We start from the raw sequence: 14273 nt of genomic DNA on the forward strand, positions 1-14273 counted from the left end.
GCTGTTTGTGGCGTGGAGCGCGAGGCAAAAGAGGGGAAACCCGTACGGGGGCAAAACGCACTGTCAGCCCCCATGTGGTCGTCAGAAAATTACAGGTGGAAGTTATCGTACAGATGGCGTTCTATCGCCATCAGTTTGTTACGGTCATAATGACCAAAAAACAGCGGCCCGCCAATGGCGTTGATCGCAGCGCCACTGGCTGTGATCGCCGCCGATTTAAAATCACCGGCTTTTATCGCCCCCGCAGTATCACGTGCAAATACCCGCGCTTCTGAAAGTGAAGCCGATGTTTCGTAAAGGCGTCCGTTTGTCACCGCAGTAATATTGCGTGAGATGCTTTGGTACGCCTGCTCCGAAATACCGACATTGGCCTCGCGCAGCATTCTGTTAACGCAATACACCGCCTGCGCGTAAATCGAGAACTTGGTGGTTCTGATTATTTGTTGCTCAAGCTGCCCTCTGCGAAAGAGTCCCTGACCATTATCACCGTATGGCATTATCATTCCTTTTGACTTTCAGTTAAAAACAAACCTCTCCGCGCGGCGGAAAATAGCCTTTCAGCCGCGACGCATAATAATAGAAAGCGATTTATTCCGACCCCTTAAAATCAGAAAAAAGTGATATGACGCAAGGATAAAACGGCAGGGTAACACGCTGTAAGATAATGACATTCACACTGTGAATGTCATTAGATTTAGAAAGGAACTTAATTAATAATCCACCCTGTTTCAGGCAGTTTTTCAGTGCTGAAATAAGGTATCAAGCACGGAAGTAAGATGCTGACGGGCATCGGCCGACAACGACTGAAGCGGTAACGGCAGACAAGGGACCGATACCAGGCCAAGAATTTCCGCTGCGGCGGCCACAACACGCAGGCTGCCGTGCTGGCGGAACAGTTCCCATAACGGTTCAAGCTGTGCCGATAAAGCCTGCGCAGTTTGAGTATCCCCGTTTTGGGCCGCACGCGTAATGGCTACCGGAATTTCCGGGAACAATCCGGCAATGACGGAGTACCAGACATCGCCGCCTTGCGTCAGCACCGTGGCGGCCGCCAGATCGCCCGCCGCGCCAAGTGTCACATGAGAAGGGACAAGTCGACGGAGTTGGTCAAGCCGTTTACGCGTGACGAGCGGATCCGCTGAAAGTCCGGGAATTTTGATACTGCCCACATGCGGCAATTGCGCGATACGTCCGTAAAGCTCATCGGTGAAATCGAAATGCGTGGTGGCCGGATTGTCGTAAACACACAACGGCACGGAAAGATGTCGGCTGACGGTTTCATACAGCGTAAACACTTCATCTTGCGTCAGTTTCTGATACGACACCGGTGCCAGCAACACGGCGCTGACGCCTGCCCGCTGGGCATCTTCTGCAAGATGCAATACATCGGAAGTCCGCACCGAGCCGATACTGACCATCACCGGAATACCATTGGCGTGTTCTACTGCCAGCCGCGCAACGCGGTCGCGTTCACTGTGCTTCAGATAGGCATAACTGCCCGTCGAGCCGAGCGCACCAATGGAGTCCACACCCGCACTGACCAGCCGTTCCATCAGCCTGACAAAAGATTTCTCATCAATACCTTTTTCAGTCAGCGGCGTAAGAGGAAAAGCACTTAATCCTGTGAACATCGGGTTCTCCCGTAAGGGTTAATTAACACGACTCATCATAGAGCAGCGATTCACTTTTTGCCCGAAACGGAGGAACCGGCATCCGGTTTCAGGCGCAACATATCCAGCCAGCCGATCAACGTCAGCACAGCAATAACCACGAAGGAGATTTTGAAACTCATGCCGGGCACAGACGCCCAGTCCAGCGCATCAACCAGTTGTTCACCAAGACGGGTACCGAGCGCGCCGACGGTAATCCCAAGCCCGACAGACAGTTGCAACACCGTGCTGAACAGAGTATTGGCATCGGCCATTTGTTTCGCAGGCACGTCGGAAAACGCCAGCGTGCTGATGCCGGTGAACTGCATCGAACGGCTCAGGCCGCCGAGAAAAAGCAATACCATCACCAGCCAGTCAGGCGAGTCAGGCGTCAGAAACGCGCAGAACAACAGCGAGAAAACGCTCAGCAGACCGTTAACCACCAGCACCGGGCGAAAACCGAAACGACGGATCAGCGGCGTAGTGGCCGGTTTCATCGCCAGATTACCGGCAAATACCGCCAGCACCAGCAAGCCGGCATGGAAGGGATCCATGCCAAATCCGACCTGCAACATCAGCGGCAGCAGGAACGGCACGGCGCTGATGGTCACGCGAAACAGAGAACCGCCTCCCATACTGATACGAAACGTCGGAATGACTATCGCCCCGAGATGAACCATCGGTTCGGGGTCGCGGTAAAGATGCCGGATAGCCAGCACCGAAAGCACCACTCCCGTCACCAGCAACAGTATGGCGGCGGTCCATAAAATGTGGTCCTGACTGATCAGCTCCAGACCGGTCACCAGCGAAAGCATCGCCAGACCGGTCAGTACAAACCCCGGTTTGTCGAAATGCTTCGGCTCCGCGGAAGGTTCCTGCGGAAACAGACGCCATGCCAGCATCATCGCGATAATCCCGAGCGGCACATTGATATAGAAAATCCAGTGCCACGAGGCGTAATGGGTGATAAACCCGCCGAGCGGTGGCCCGAGGATTGGCGCGACCAGCGCAGGCCAGGTCAGGGTGGCAATAGCTTTAATCAGCTGCGGCTTCGGCGTCGTTTTCAACACCGTCAGACGCCCGACCGGCACCATCAACGCGCCGCCGATCCCCTGAATAATACGCAGAATGATAAATTCACTGACGCTGGAGGCCATTGCACAAAACAGTGAGGCCAGCGTGAAAACGCCGAGCGCAAACGTGAACACGTTGCGGGCACCAAAACGCTCCGCCGCCCAGCCGCTGGCGGGGATCAATACCGCCAGCGTGAGCATATAGGCGCTCATCCCGGCATTCAGATCAACAGCAGATACCCCGAAAGAAATCGCCATTTGCGGCAGTGCGGTGGCTATCACCGTACCGTCGATAAACTCCATGAAGAAAGCAGCGGCAACCAATAAAGCAATAACGGAGATCCCGGTATTAACTGCGGAATCTCCCTGCGGATGTTCTGACGCATCCGGTTTACTGTGGCTCATTGTGTTCTGTCCCGGAAAAACCCACTCGCTACACGCTGCAGCAAAAGATAGATGATAAGTATTAAACCTATCACACACCTTTATACGGGTTATAGATCAAATGAAGATCAAAAAGAGCGATTTTTACGCTTAGTCGGCCGACGTGAAAAAATCATCCTGCAACTGACAAGCGAAATCACTGACATCTTCCTGCAGACACAGCGCAACATCAGCAGCAAAACCGCGTCGGGTGAGTTCGCGTGCTGAGCCGCAATCTGCAAGTTCTGCAAGCGTCAGGTTTTGATAAACCGCCTGCGCCGCGCGGGCTTCTGCTGACAACTGACGATTGCGCAGCCGTGAAATCAATCCCCCCGCAGCGACCAGATCTTCAAGCCCCGGGCGAAGACTATTGTCCGGCCATTTTTCACCGGCGGGGATCACCAGAATGCGTGGATACTTTTCACAGGCACGCGCCGTGGCGGTGAGATTGCGCAAGCAGGCGGTGAAAATCGCCGCATTGTGTGTTTTGGCTTGAAAGGTCAGCGCCGATCCGTTCGGCGAAGGCAATACCAGCCGCGTTCCGCTAACCATTTCCTGCAGAGAGCAGGGCGAAAGGGTGAACCCCGGCCCCTGAAAACGCCGGTCAAATTGCGCGCACTGCGCATTCCGCTCAGCGGCATATTGCTGCGCGCTGGCATCCTTCCACGGATACGGAAACACCGTTCCACCGCGCGCGGTGGCGATACTCACGCAGGTAGAAAACGACATGACATCAATAATCACGATGCAATCGGCATCTGCCGCCAGATGCTCCACCGCCTGCGCGCCCCATTCCAGACGCACGTCAAAATCAGCTTGTGAGAAATCAGTCATTACAGCGCCTTCATCAGAATTACAAAGCAAGAAAAAGAGGGTTTTTCGGGCGGAACATTCACTACACTGATTAACACGTTTTAGTTATTCGCCTGCATCAATAAAACAAGACATCAGACAATGTTCAATAGGGGATGTGAATGAAAAGTGGGGATTATTGCCGATTGCTACTGCTGGCGGCGATCTGGGGTGGCAGTTTTCTGTTTATGCGCGTGGCGGCTCCGGCGTTCGGTGCCATCAATACGGCGTTTCTTCGCGTACTGTTCGGATTTGTCGGACTGGTCGTGATCCTTGCGGTACTGAGAACGCCGCGTGATTATCAGCATAAATTTGGCCGCTCGCTGCTGCTCGGGGTGATCAACTCCGGTTTGCCTTTTCTGATGTATTGTCTGGCAGCACGTTGGTTACCCGCCGGTTATTCCGCCATTCTCAACGCCACCACGCCGCTGATGGGTGTCGTGCTCGGCGGTTTATTCTTTCATGAAACCGTGACGCTGAAAAAAGCGCTCGGTGTACTCACCGGCCTGTTCGGCATTACCTTGCTCACCACCACCGGCAGTGCGGAATCGGTGCCGCAATTACTGGCGGGCGTCATCGCCTGCCTGGTGGCGACAGGCTGTTATGCAGTGGCCGGTTTCCTGACACGACGCTGGATCAGCGAACGTGGCGGGTTGGATCCCAAACTGGTGGCGACCGGTAGCCAGCTCGGCGCGACACTGTTCCTGTTGCCCTTTTTCCTTTATACCTCGGCTACCGAAGCGCCGGTGACCTGGGCGCAACCGCTGGTCTGGCTCTGTGTGCTGGCAGTCGGTTTCATCTGCACCGCGTGGGCGTACATTTTGTATTTCCGGCTGATTGCCGATATCGGCCCGCTGCGCAGCATGACCGTGACGTTTCTGATCCCGCCGTTCGGTATTCTGTGGGGTTATCTGCTGCTGAATGAAACGCTGTCAGAAGGTTTTTTTGCGGGCGGCATTCTGATTTGCGTGGCGGTGTGGCTGGTCCTCAGTCCGGGCAAGTCAGTGGCAGGAAAAACAAAAACGCCCGCACCCGGAACCCGATAAGTTCAGAGGCGGGCAAGGGATCAGCCGAGATATTCGATAATGGATAATCCGCCGTTATAGTCGGTGCTGTAGATAATTCCCTGCGCATCGACAAACACGTCGCAGGACTGAATCACCTGCGGCCTGCCAGGACGTTTATCCATCATGGTAACGGGCGCAGCGGGCACCAGCGCACCGGTTTCTTTCGGCTGGTACGGATTGCTGATGTCGTACGCACGTACACCCGCATTCTGGTAGGTCGCGAAAATCAGCGTTGAACTGATAAAGCTGCCCGGCCGGTTTTCATGCAAATTGTGCGGCCCGAAATGCGCCCCTTTGCTGACGTAATCCCGTTCCTCCGGCTGCGGAAAGGTCGAAATACTCACCGGATTCGACGGCTCGCGCACGTCAAACAGCCAGATCAGCTTTTCGCCATCTTCCTGATTATCCAGCACTGCCTCGTCGAGCACGACCAGCAAATCCCGGTCCGGCAACGGCAGCGCGGTATGCGTGCCGCCGCCAAATGGCGGACTCCAGTTGCGGTGAGAAATCAGTTGTGGCGCGCTGCGGTCTTTGATATCCAGCAACGTCAGGCCGCCGTCACGCCAGCTGGCATATGCCGTATCCCCGCTGATAATGGCATGGTGCAGCGCATAACGTTTACCTTCCGGCCAGTCCGGCGTTTCACCGCCTGCGGTATGCATCCCCGGCAGCCACCAGCGTCCGGCGACCTGCGGATTGCGCGGGTCGGCCAGATCAATCGTCAGGAAAATATAATCGCTGTAGCCATCAATCAGGGCTGAAACGTACGCCCAGCGCCCGCCGACATACCAGATGCGATGTACGCCGATACCTTCCAGCGCGAGAAAGCTGATTTCTTTTGGTTGATCGGGCACCGAAATATCAAAGATACGCACACCGGCGCTCCAGCCACGCTGCTGCGTACCCTGAACCGTCTCGCTGACGGAGCGGGTGTAATAGACTTTTTCATCGGCGAAGCGGACATCTGCGAACAAATCACGGGCGTTGACCACCAGCAGTAAATCGTCGTGCGCCTGCAGATGCACATTCCAGGTGCCCGGCGGTGCCGCCACAAAACCGGCAGGGCGCGGATTTTTGGCATCACGCACATCCACAATGGAGAAACCCTGCGACACCATGTGGCCGATATACGCGTATCCACGATGGACCATTACCTGTACGCCGTCAGGTTTTCCGCCCTGATCGCTGTGGCCGATCAGTCGCATATTACGACTGTATTCCGGGGTCGGGAGAGATTGCGTTGTCATAGTCCGGCCTTATTTTTTGTGCTGTGCTTCAAGGGTGGCGAACCACGGCGCGATGAAATCATCAGATTTGCCCCAGCCCGGAATCACTTTCGCCAGCGATGCGACGTTCACGGCATCAGGGTTGCTTGTCAGCAACGCCTGTGGGATAGCCGAGGCTTTGAATTCATAAGTCTCTGGCGTTTTTTCACCGGCAATTTTGTTAGCGACCAGACGCAGGTTGATCGCGCCGATCAGTTTCGGATCCACCGCCACGCTGAGTTTCCACGGGCTGTTGGCCGCACGCATCAGACCGATATCCTGATTGGAAATATCGATGCTGTAGAGTTTGATTTCGGTGCGGCCATTCTCCTGCAAGGCTTTATACGCCCCCTGACTGAAGGCATCCCAGGTTCCCCAGATCGCGTCGATTTTGCCTTTCGGGTATTTCGCCAGCAGCGCGCCGATTTTATTGGCGGTATCGCCCTGAACATCCGACGACACGGCGCCGACCGATTCCAGCTCATGAATGCCAGGATGGGTGGCTAATACTTTTTTATAGGCATCCTGACGACGTTCCATCGGCGGGAAACCGGCCACCCACAGTTTGACGATATTGGCTTTACCGTTGAAATCTTTCACCAGTTGCCCGACGGAAAGATCGGTGAGCGAGGCGTCATCCTGTTGCGTGACCGTCACGCCGGGAATATCGCCGTTCACGGCGGTATCAAACACGGATACCGGAATGCCGCTGGCGGTAATACGTTTCAGCAAATCGGTGGAATACGGGTCACGCCCCTGCGACAAAATAATACCGTCGTATTTCTGGCTGATGGCCTGATTGACGAAATCCTGGAATTTCGCGTCATCGCCGTTACTGAGGAAAGTATTCACCTGAAAGCCCAGTTTGCGGCCTTCCTGAATGGCGCCGGACACAAACTGCGTGGTGTTGTCATCTGAGCCCAGATTGCGGATCACCGCTATGCGCACCGGCCCTTTATGATCGGCAATGGCTTTCGGCACCGGTGCAGTATCTGCGGCGAAAGATGGAAAAACGGAGAGCAAACTTAACGCCAGTAACGACGCGGAGAACAGTTTCATGTTTATTACCCTGTGTGGTTAATCATCATTTAACGGGAGGACAATTCACGCGAGCCCTTTGTGCAGGCTTTTATAGTGGGTTAATGAATTGATTGTCCGAGTTTTCATGACCGGGTAACACTTGGCAACGAACGAAAAGGCATAAGTTAATGCCAAAGAGTATTAGCCATCCGGATGTCCGGGCGTAGGATGTTAACAGCTTCTGAATTAAGGATTTCCCCATGAGTGATACAGATATCCGTGTGGTTACCGGCCCTGCCAACTACTTTTCTTCCCCCGGTGCCATCGACCGGCTGGCGCAGTTTTATACGCCGCAACAACTGGATAACGCGCTGTGGATTTACGGCGAGCGTGCACTAGTGGCTGCGCAAGATTTCCTGCCGCAAGCGTTTACTGCCCCGCAGGCGAAGCGTGTGTTGTTCGCGGCACATTGCAGCGAAACTGAAGTACAGCGCATTGCGCATATCGGCGGCAATGACCGGCAGGTGGTGATCGGCATCGGCGGCGGTGCGGTGCTGGATACCGCCAAAGTGGTGGCGCGTCGTCTGGGATTGCCGGTAGTGGCCATTCCGACCATTGCCGCGACCTGTGCGGCCTGGACGCCATTGTCTGTGTGGTATAACGACGAAGGGCAGGCGCTGCGTTACGAAATATTCAACGACGCCAACCATCTGGTGCTGGTCGAACCGCGCATTATTCTGCGCGCACCGAAGGAATATCTGCTGGCCGGGATCGGCGATACGCTGGCGAAATGGTACGAAGCGGTGGTACTCAGCCCGCAGCCGGAAAAACTGCCCTTAACCGTGCAGCTCGGCCTGAATACCGCGCTGACCATTCGGGATGTGTTGCTCAACGAAAGCGAAGCGGCATTACAGGCGCAGGACGATAATCAACTGACGCAGCCATTCCTCAATGTGCTCGACGCCATTATTGCGGGCGGCGGATTAGTGGGCGGGCTGGGCGACCGGTATACGCGTATCGCAGCGGCGCATTCGGTGCATAACGGCCTGACCGCGCTGCCCCAAACTGACGCCTTCCTGCACGGCACCAAAGTCGCTTACGGCATTCTGGTGCAAAGCGCGCTGCTCAATCAACCGGAAGTGGTGCAGCAGTTAACCGCGCTGTACAAAGTGCTGGATCTGCCGGTCAGTCTGGCGCAGTTGCAGGTGGATATTCATGATGAGAAACAGCTTTCCCGACTGATTGAGCGCACGCTCCAGCCCGGAGAATCCATTCATCTGTTGCCGGGAAACCCCAACGCCGAACAACTGCGTCTGGCGTTTGAGTTTGTTGAGAATAAATAAGGTATCGGGGTCTTTAATTCCCTGAACAGAAAAACCCGGCATCAGCCGGGTTTACTTTATATTTTTACGTTTAACGACCTTAATGCCTGCCTTCACAATTGCCTCAATCATAACCATTATCAACAAGGTTGGAATTAATCCTGTGACGGAGAGCAACACGACAAAAATATCATCCTGCAATCCAGGCCATGGGGGGGCTCCGTAATCTGGTTTCATCAGTTGATCAAAATAATCCGCGATGGCTATCGATTTGATGTATTCATAATCAATCAGCCAGCCGGGGAAGGGCGACAGCAGGTAGTAATCTATAAAAATAAAAAGCGCCAGCCGCACCGCTATCTTACAGAATAAGGCATGGCGCATTCATATCCCCCGTAACTTCGATTTCTCCATATGCCTTCAGATGTATGATTGGGATGTCTCTAGTGTGCGAATTCAACAACGCGCTTCTGAGCTTGTCAAAATCGGCATGATACATGAATGTTAAACACCCATCTGATACGCCGGTACCATCCGGTCGCAATGGATGCAAACGGAAACTTCTGCGCAAGGTCTCACCGATATAAGTTGAATCATCAATCAAGCCATCTTGTCGATACAGGGCAAACCAAGATGAGTAATCATTACCCGTGCGAATATGCTTTTCGTACTCCTTTAATCTCGACCTCACTCCCCCTCTGGGGCGGTCAACAATCCAGTATTTACCCGTCGGAATTGGCCCATTCTCATTACCTCCACAACCTATTCTGTTTGTGTGCGGGAATAAGCCTGAAAATACAGGAAAGATCCCAACCCCAGCACAATAAAGTTTTGCAATTTTTCCACTCTCATAAAGGCGATTAAAATCCACTCTGCATGAAATCATCCCTGTCTCCGTTTATGCGTAAATGCTGGAGTTCCACTGATCGGTAAAACTGATATGTCCGTCGAGGTACAACCATGTAATTTTCTGATACCCAAGGCCAATGGACTCCGTGGGCATACTGGCCTGTCCGTCAGCTTGTTTGAAATTGTGCATATGTGGATTGATGTTAAGTATACGCACGCCTTCCATTGTCATATTCAAAAACTCTTCCTCCATACCAGCCGCATTAATGCGATACCATTTAATCACCGCCTTTTGCAGCTTTTCGCTGGTGGCGACGGCACGGTAGAGGTAGGGAGTAGATTTATCGAACTCTTTTACAAGTCCCATGGTTTGATGAACACGGGTAGATGTCAGCCGACCGGTATTGCCATCGAAGGGTACGGAAAGACCATGCGTGAAGCTTTGAATCTCGATCGCGCCTTCACGGCTTAAAACCTCAGAACCGCCATAAAGTAGTGCGCCATTTGCATCGTATAGCCAGAGATATGCGGGGCTAGCCATAATGAAACTCCTTTTTAAAATGAGGAATGACGTTATGCCTGCGAAGGGGAGTTAACAATTAGTGACCGTTGCAAAAAAGCAATTTTCAGAAATTTAGTATCAATGAGAGATGTGGCATTACAGACTCCCCGGCTTTTACGAAGATCAGGCCGGGGAGGCCAGCAATATTTACGGATGCTGCTTCGCAAACTCTTCTTTGGCTTTTTGCAACTGTTGCTGGAAAGCAGAGTTGGTATGCAGGGTTGCCACTACTGCGGAACCGACGATGCGCGCGGCATCGACATCACTTTGCCAGTGGTAGCCGCAAATTACCCGGCTCTGACCTAAATCGAAACCGCGTTGCAGGATTTGGTCCTGGCGCTGCGGGTTAATTTCGGTCAGCACCAGCGCGGTGGCCCAGCCAATTGAGGTGTGGCCGGAAGGATACGAACCGTTTTTCGACAGTTTATCCTGCTCGGTGGTGTTACAGGTCGGCACGCCGTAGAAGGCAAACGGACGAATGCGCATGTACTTTTCTTTGGCGGAACGCGTCGCCAGATCACCTGCATCTTCAATCATATTGGTCAGCAGTTTGTGCAGTTCCGGGGTGTCTTTGGCGGTGATTGGCGAACCAAAGGCACCGGAGAAGGCGTTCGCGACACCACCCGCACTCAGGTTGGCATCTTCTGCCGCCAGTTTGCCACGTTCAGTTGAGCGCAGCAGACGACCCTGTTCATACATGGCCTGATCGTTCAAAAAAGCAATACTGCCCACTGCGGGTGGTGGCGGAAGCAGCGCCAGACTGTTAATCGCCTGATCGTTTTTTAAGTAGTAGAGGTCTGGTTTGGTGGTCGCATCGTTGCCGGTCAGGGCAAACGCATTGACAGTGAAAAGACTGGCGAGGCAAAAAGTAGTAATAATTTTCATCAAAGTTTCCTTACAACTGCTGAATGATCATCACGAATTCATTTTCGTAACATTTCCCAACATTTCTAAGTTAACCAAATTCTGTGCAATAGCGTTTGTATGATGTCCGAAAACGAGAAACTCATCACGCATATCAATAGATATCAGGCAGTGAGACTGCTTTCAGTCACCCCGGATAAACGGCAGCTAAACGGCCCGCACTTATTCCGACAACCTCGCTTCTCTTTAAAACCACGTTGTAAAGAGGTTTAAAAATTGGGTGATACCGTGATTATTTCAGGCATCGGAAATAGATCATGGAACACATCCCTCTCAATGAAACCGAATCACTCAGCGAAGCGTATCCCGTTGAACACACCATTAAAAAAACCAGCGGATTCAGCCTGTTTGTCGATCTTCTGAGCGGAACGTGCGTGCCGGACACCCTGTGGCGCGACCGGATGTTCCGGGTCAAATACGCCGTGCGCACCTTACTGCATCCGCTCGATACCCTGAAGGTGCTGAATAAGATGGCTGCTGAGCCGGTCTGGCAGGAAGCTTTCACCGTACAGACCAAATTGCCGAGTAAAATTCATAAGCCGTATCTGCACCTCGGTTTACATTCTGCCGGACGTGCTGATGCACTGGTTGATCACTATACATTCGTCAAAAACCTGGAAAACGTCCGCCTGCGCAATACCTTTCTGAGCGCAACCGGCAACACCATCACCCGGTTCACCGGCAAAGACGGTGAAGCTTTCCAGGTGGTGCTGGGTTCCATCGGCAAATCTGAGCGCGAAGGCGAGGCCAACATGTTCCTTTATATGGGGGACACGCTGCTTGCGGCGCTGACGTTTAGCATTGTGAAACGTCCGCAAGGGAGGACGCTGATTATCGGCGGCTTCCAGGGGGCACACCGCTCAACGCCACATGAAGTGATTAAGCAGGCGACCAAATCCTGTTACGGGTTGTTCCCGAAACGCCTGCTGCTGGAAAGCCTGCAACGTGTCGCGGCCGAAACCGGCGTACAGCGCATTCTTGCGGTCAGCGATACCGGCCATGTGTTCCGCAGCCTGCGCTACCGTCACCGCAAGAAAAACGTATTTGTCGCCAGTTATAACGAATTCTGGGATTCCATCAGCGCCACGCCCGCGTCTTCAGCCTTATATCACGTACCACTGGAACTGCCGCGCAAACCGATGGAAGAGATTGCCAGCAAGAAACGTTCCGAATACCGCAAGCGTTATACCTTGCTTGATGAATTGCATGAGAGCACAGCGTCTTTACTGAACGCCTGACCTCAGATTTACCCGTAAATCACCCGCTGTATCAGGGGCCAGGGAACGGCCTTTTGTTCAGTCCCCCCAACGCTTATGCCTGACCTTCAACGAAAATTCTGATACGGATGTAAAATTCCCGCATGGGTTAAGTGGCGGTTTTGTAGAGCAATAGTCAGTTAATCATTCGATTTAAAACTAATACGATCTGAACCATCTCGTGAATTGTGTATTTTTGATGGTGAGGAATGTTACACGTATCGCAAAATCTTATCGCCAGCCGCCCCCTGCTGTTTTAAATGTGATGTTATTCACATCTATTCATTCATCCCGCCTATATAAAACGTCATCTCTATAAAAACAAAACACCGGTTCATTTTATAAATATCTCTCTGGGCGGATAACCTATGAACGCAGAAAAACCTATTTTATTTAAACATCAGCTGGCGTATGGCGGCGGAAATCTGTTGGGCAGCGGTGCACTGGCGATCGCCGGGATCTGGCTGCTGTACTTCTACACCACATTTTGTGGCCTGACGCTGCTACAGGCATCGGCGATCTTCTCCGTCGCCAGCATCATCGATGCCATCAGTAACCCGCTGATGGGTTATCTCTCGGATAACTTTGGTAAAACACGCCTCGGCAAACGTTTTGGCCGCCGCCGTTTCTTCATTTTACTCGGCGTGCCACTGATGATGTTCTATCCGTTGCTGTGGGTTGAAGGCTTCGGATTCTGGTATTACCTCTCGACTTACGTGATGTTCGAGCTGATTTACACCTCGGTGATGGTGCCGTATGAAACCCTCGCGACCGAAATGACTACCGATTTCTCCGCCCGTTCAAAACTGACCGGCTATAAAGCGATTTTCGGCAAAGTAGCGAACTTCCTCGCCGCGTTCATTCCGGGCCAGTTCATTCTGATCTACGGCAAAGACTCCGCGCAGCCGTTTTTCTACACCGCACTGACGTATGGCGTGATCTTGTTTATCGCCCTGGGCATGTTGTATCTCTCTTCCTGGGAACGCCCGGTAGAAGAAACCACGCCGGTCGATGAGAAGAAAATGACCCTCGGCAAAACCATGCTGACGCTGGTTCGCGACATGAAATCGACATTCCACCTGCGTGTGTTCCGTAAGCATCTGGGCATGTATCTGTGTGGCTTCGGGGCAGAATGGCTGTTTGCTTCCGTTTTCACCTACTTCATTATTTTCGTGCTGCAATATGATCCGACGATGGTTGCCGGTCTGAGCAGCCTGAACTCGATGCTGCAACTGTTCTCTACCGCGATATTTATCGGCATCTGCGTCAGGCACGGGTTCAGCAAGCCTTACATTCTGGCGCTGGGCATCGTGATTTTCTCGGTCATTTGCTACAGCCTGCTGCACGTCCTGCATCTGCCGCAGCAATATGCCACAGCGGCCATGCTGACTATCACGGTCATCTTCGGTATCGGTACCGGCGGCGTGTATTACATTCCGTGGACGGTTTATACCTTCCTGGCGGACATTGACGAAGCCTTCACCGGTCGTCGCCGCGAGGGGATTTACGCCGGTGCGATGACCTTCTCCGGCAAACTGATGCGCTCGGTGATTGTTTTCGTGATGGGTGCCATTTTGAGCTTCTACGGCTTCCAGTCCAAATCTCATACCCAGCCTGAAAGTGCGGTGATGGCGATTGCGCTGGTGTTCTGTATCGGTGTTATTGCGCTGGCGCTGATGGCTATCGTGTTCAGTAATCAGATGAAACTGAACCGCAAAACTCACCTTGTGGTGCTGGGCGAAGTAGCACGTATCAAAGCGGGCGGGCAGATTAGCCAGGTTCAGCCGGAAGTACGGGCGGTGATGGAAGAACTGATTGGTTATCCGTATGAACAGTGCTGGGGTAACAGCGTCGTCTGCCGCAAAATTTTCGATACGCCTGCCGTTGAGGTCACCGAACCCAAACCGATGGTGAGTACCACACAACAACCTTAACAGCTGATTTAACTCTATTTTTCCACTTTTCCGACTGGCCGGGTCACCGGCCAGTGACCCCTCACGTTTTTAGGATA

General features: G+C 53.0%; 14 protein-coding genes. 4 read left to right on the top strand and 10 right to left on the bottom strand.

Annotation, left to right across the window (positions count from 1 at the left end; all coding sequences use genetic code 11):
• Nucleotides 1-89: 89 nt before the first annotated feature.
• The 4 genes from HGO41_RS03715 to HGO41_RS03730 all read right to left on the bottom strand — a co-directional run bounded on the left by HGO41_RS03715 (nt 90) and on the right by HGO41_RS03730 (nt 3979).
• Nucleotides 90-497 (bottom strand): hypothetical protein, encoded by a 408-nt coding sequence (locus HGO41_RS03715; protein ID WP_013577740.1) that lies wholly within the window; start codon nt 495-497, stop codon nt 90-92.
• A 243-nt stretch (nt 498-740) separates the two neighbouring features.
• The gene (locus tag HGO41_RS03720) at nt 741-1631 is read right to left on the bottom strand and encodes a dihydrodipicolinate synthase family protein (RefSeq protein WP_250980787.1); all 891 of its coding nucleotides are present in this window, start codon (nt 1629-1631) and stop codon (nt 741-743) included.
• Between the two features lie 50 nt (nt 1632-1681).
• Nucleotides 1682-3127, bottom strand: a complete 1446-nt coding sequence (locus HGO41_RS03725; protein ID WP_223509580.1) for a DHA2 family efflux MFS transporter permease subunit — start codon at nt 3125-3127, stop codon at nt 1682-1684.
• A gap of 129 nt (nt 3128-3256) precedes the next feature.
• Nucleotides 3257-3979 (bottom strand): 2-phosphosulfolactate phosphatase, encoded by a 723-nt coding sequence (locus HGO41_RS03730; RefSeq protein WP_013577737.1) that lies wholly within the window; start codon nt 3977-3979, stop codon nt 3257-3259.
• A 140-nt stretch (nt 3980-4119) separates the two neighbouring features.
• Between HGO41_RS03730 and HGO41_RS03735 the strand changes: the two genes are divergently transcribed.
• Nucleotides 4120-5043, top strand: coding sequence for a DMT family transporter (locus HGO41_RS03735; RefSeq protein WP_013577736.1), 924 nt, complete (start codon nt 4120-4122; stop codon nt 5041-5043).
• 20 nt (nt 5044-5063) lie between these two features.
• Here the strand turns inward: HGO41_RS03735 and HGO41_RS03740 are convergent, their stop codons facing one another.
• Both HGO41_RS03740 and HGO41_RS03745 read right to left on the bottom strand, forming a co-directional pair.
• The gene (locus tag HGO41_RS03740) at nt 5064-6311 is read right to left on the bottom strand and encodes an LVIVD repeat-containing protein (protein ID WP_250980788.1); all 1248 of its coding nucleotides are present in this window, start codon (nt 6309-6311) and stop codon (nt 5064-5066) included.
• Between the two features lie 9 nt (nt 6312-6320).
• Nucleotides 6321-7388: a sugar ABC transporter substrate-binding protein gene (locus HGO41_RS03745; RefSeq protein WP_250980789.1), complete on the bottom strand. Its 1068-nt coding sequence runs from the start codon at nt 7386-7388 to the stop codon at nt 6321-6323.
• Nucleotides 7389-7609: 221 nt separating this feature from the next.
• Here HGO41_RS03745 and HGO41_RS03750 point away from each other — a divergent pair, with 221 nt between their 5' ends.
• Complete coding sequence (locus tag HGO41_RS03750) at nt 7610-8692, top strand: oxidoreductase (RefSeq protein WP_013577733.1); 1083 nt, start codon at nt 7610-7612, stop codon at nt 8690-8692.
• A gap of 51 nt (nt 8693-8743) precedes the next feature.
• On the opposite strand, the gene HGO41_RS03755 is transcribed toward HGO41_RS03750, so the two are convergent.
• The 4 genes from HGO41_RS03755 to phoC all read right to left on the bottom strand — a co-directional run bounded on the left by HGO41_RS03755 (nt 8744) and on the right by phoC (nt 10967).
• Complete coding sequence (locus HGO41_RS03755) at nt 8744-9055, bottom strand: hypothetical protein (RefSeq protein WP_013577732.1); 312 nt, start codon at nt 9053-9055, stop codon at nt 8744-8746.
• Nucleotides 9033-9557, bottom strand: a complete 525-nt coding sequence (locus tag HGO41_RS03760) for a DUF2778 domain-containing protein (RefSeq protein ID WP_013577731.1) — start codon at nt 9555-9557, stop codon at nt 9033-9035. The genes HGO41_RS03755 and HGO41_RS03760 overlap by 23 nt, the downstream gene beginning before the upstream one ends.
• A gap of 12 nt (nt 9558-9569) precedes the next feature.
• Nucleotides 9570-10061, bottom strand: a complete 492-nt coding sequence (locus HGO41_RS03765; RefSeq protein WP_013577730.1) for an Hcp family type VI secretion system effector — start codon at nt 10059-10061, stop codon at nt 9570-9572.
• Between the two features lie 168 nt (nt 10062-10229).
• Nucleotides 10230-10967: an acid phosphatase PhoC gene (gene phoC / locus HGO41_RS03770; protein ID WP_013577729.1), complete on the bottom strand. Its 738-nt coding sequence runs from the start codon at nt 10965-10967 to the stop codon at nt 10230-10232.
• A 296-nt stretch (nt 10968-11263) separates the two neighbouring features.
• Here phoC and HGO41_RS03775 point away from each other — a divergent pair, with 296 nt between their 5' ends.
• Nucleotides 11264-12244, top strand: a complete 981-nt coding sequence (locus tag HGO41_RS03775; RefSeq protein WP_250980790.1) for a VirK/YbjX family protein — start codon at nt 11264-11266, stop codon at nt 12242-12244.
• A gap of 386 nt (nt 12245-12630) precedes the next feature.
• Nucleotides 12631-14196, top strand: a complete 1566-nt coding sequence (locus tag HGO41_RS03780) for an MFS transporter (protein ID WP_014416485.1) — start codon at nt 12631-12633, stop codon at nt 14194-14196.
• Nucleotides 14197-14273: the final 77 nt, after the last annotated feature.

This window comes from Rahnella sp. CG8, from assembly GCF_023701875.1.
GTDB classification, from domain to species: domain Bacteria; phylum Pseudomonadota; class Gammaproteobacteria; order Enterobacterales; family Enterobacteriaceae; genus Rahnella; species Rahnella aceris.

What these genes read in the sequence shown, in the direction of transcription:
- HGO41_RS03715 (WP_013577740.1), bottom strand. Translation starts at nt 497, where the DNA reads ATGCCATACGGTGATAATGGTCAGGGACTCTTTCGCAGAGGGCAGCTT.
- HGO41_RS03720 (WP_250980787.1), bottom strand. Translation starts at nt 1,631, where the DNA reads ATGTTCACAGGATTAAGTGCTTTTCCTCTTACGCCGCTGACTGAAAAA.
- HGO41_RS03725 (WP_223509580.1), bottom strand. Translation starts at nt 3,127, where the DNA reads ATGAGCCACAGTAAACCGGATGCGTCAGAACATCCGCAGGGAGATTCC.
- HGO41_RS03730 (WP_013577737.1), bottom strand. Translation starts at nt 3,979, where the DNA reads ATGACTGATTTCTCACAAGCTGATTTTGACGTGCGTCTGGAATGGGGC.
- HGO41_RS03735 (WP_013577736.1), top strand. Translation starts at nt 4,120, where the DNA reads ATGAAAAGTGGGGATTATTGCCGATTGCTACTGCTGGCGGCGATCTGG.
- HGO41_RS03740 (WP_250980788.1), bottom strand. Translation starts at nt 6,311, where the DNA reads ATGACAACGCAATCTCTCCCGACCCCGGAATACAGTCGTAATATGCGA.
- HGO41_RS03745 (WP_250980789.1), bottom strand. Translation starts at nt 7,388, where the DNA reads ATGAAACTGTTCTCCGCGTCGTTACTGGCGTTAAGTTTGCTCTCCGTT.
- HGO41_RS03750 (WP_013577733.1), top strand. Translation starts at nt 7,610, where the DNA reads ATGAGTGATACAGATATCCGTGTGGTTACCGGCCCTGCCAACTACTTT.
- HGO41_RS03755 (WP_013577732.1), bottom strand. Translation starts at nt 9,055, where the DNA reads ATGCGCCATGCCTTATTCTGTAAGATAGCGGTGCGGCTGGCGCTTTTT.
- HGO41_RS03760 (WP_013577731.1), bottom strand. Translation starts at nt 9,557, where the DNA reads ATGATTTCATGCAGAGTGGATTTTAATCGCCTTTATGAGAGTGGAAAA.
- HGO41_RS03765 (WP_013577730.1), bottom strand. Translation starts at nt 10,061, where the DNA reads ATGGCTAGCCCCGCATATCTCTGGCTATACGATGCAAATGGCGCACTA.
- phoC (WP_013577729.1), bottom strand. Translation starts at nt 10,967, where the DNA reads ATGAAAATTATTACTACTTTTTGCCTCGCCAGTCTTTTCACTGTCAAT.
- HGO41_RS03775 (WP_250980790.1), top strand. Translation starts at nt 11,264, where the DNA reads ATGGAACACATCCCTCTCAATGAAACCGAATCACTCAGCGAAGCGTAT.
- HGO41_RS03780 (WP_014416485.1), top strand. Translation starts at nt 12,631, where the DNA reads ATGAACGCAGAAAAACCTATTTTATTTAAACATCAGCTGGCGTATGGC.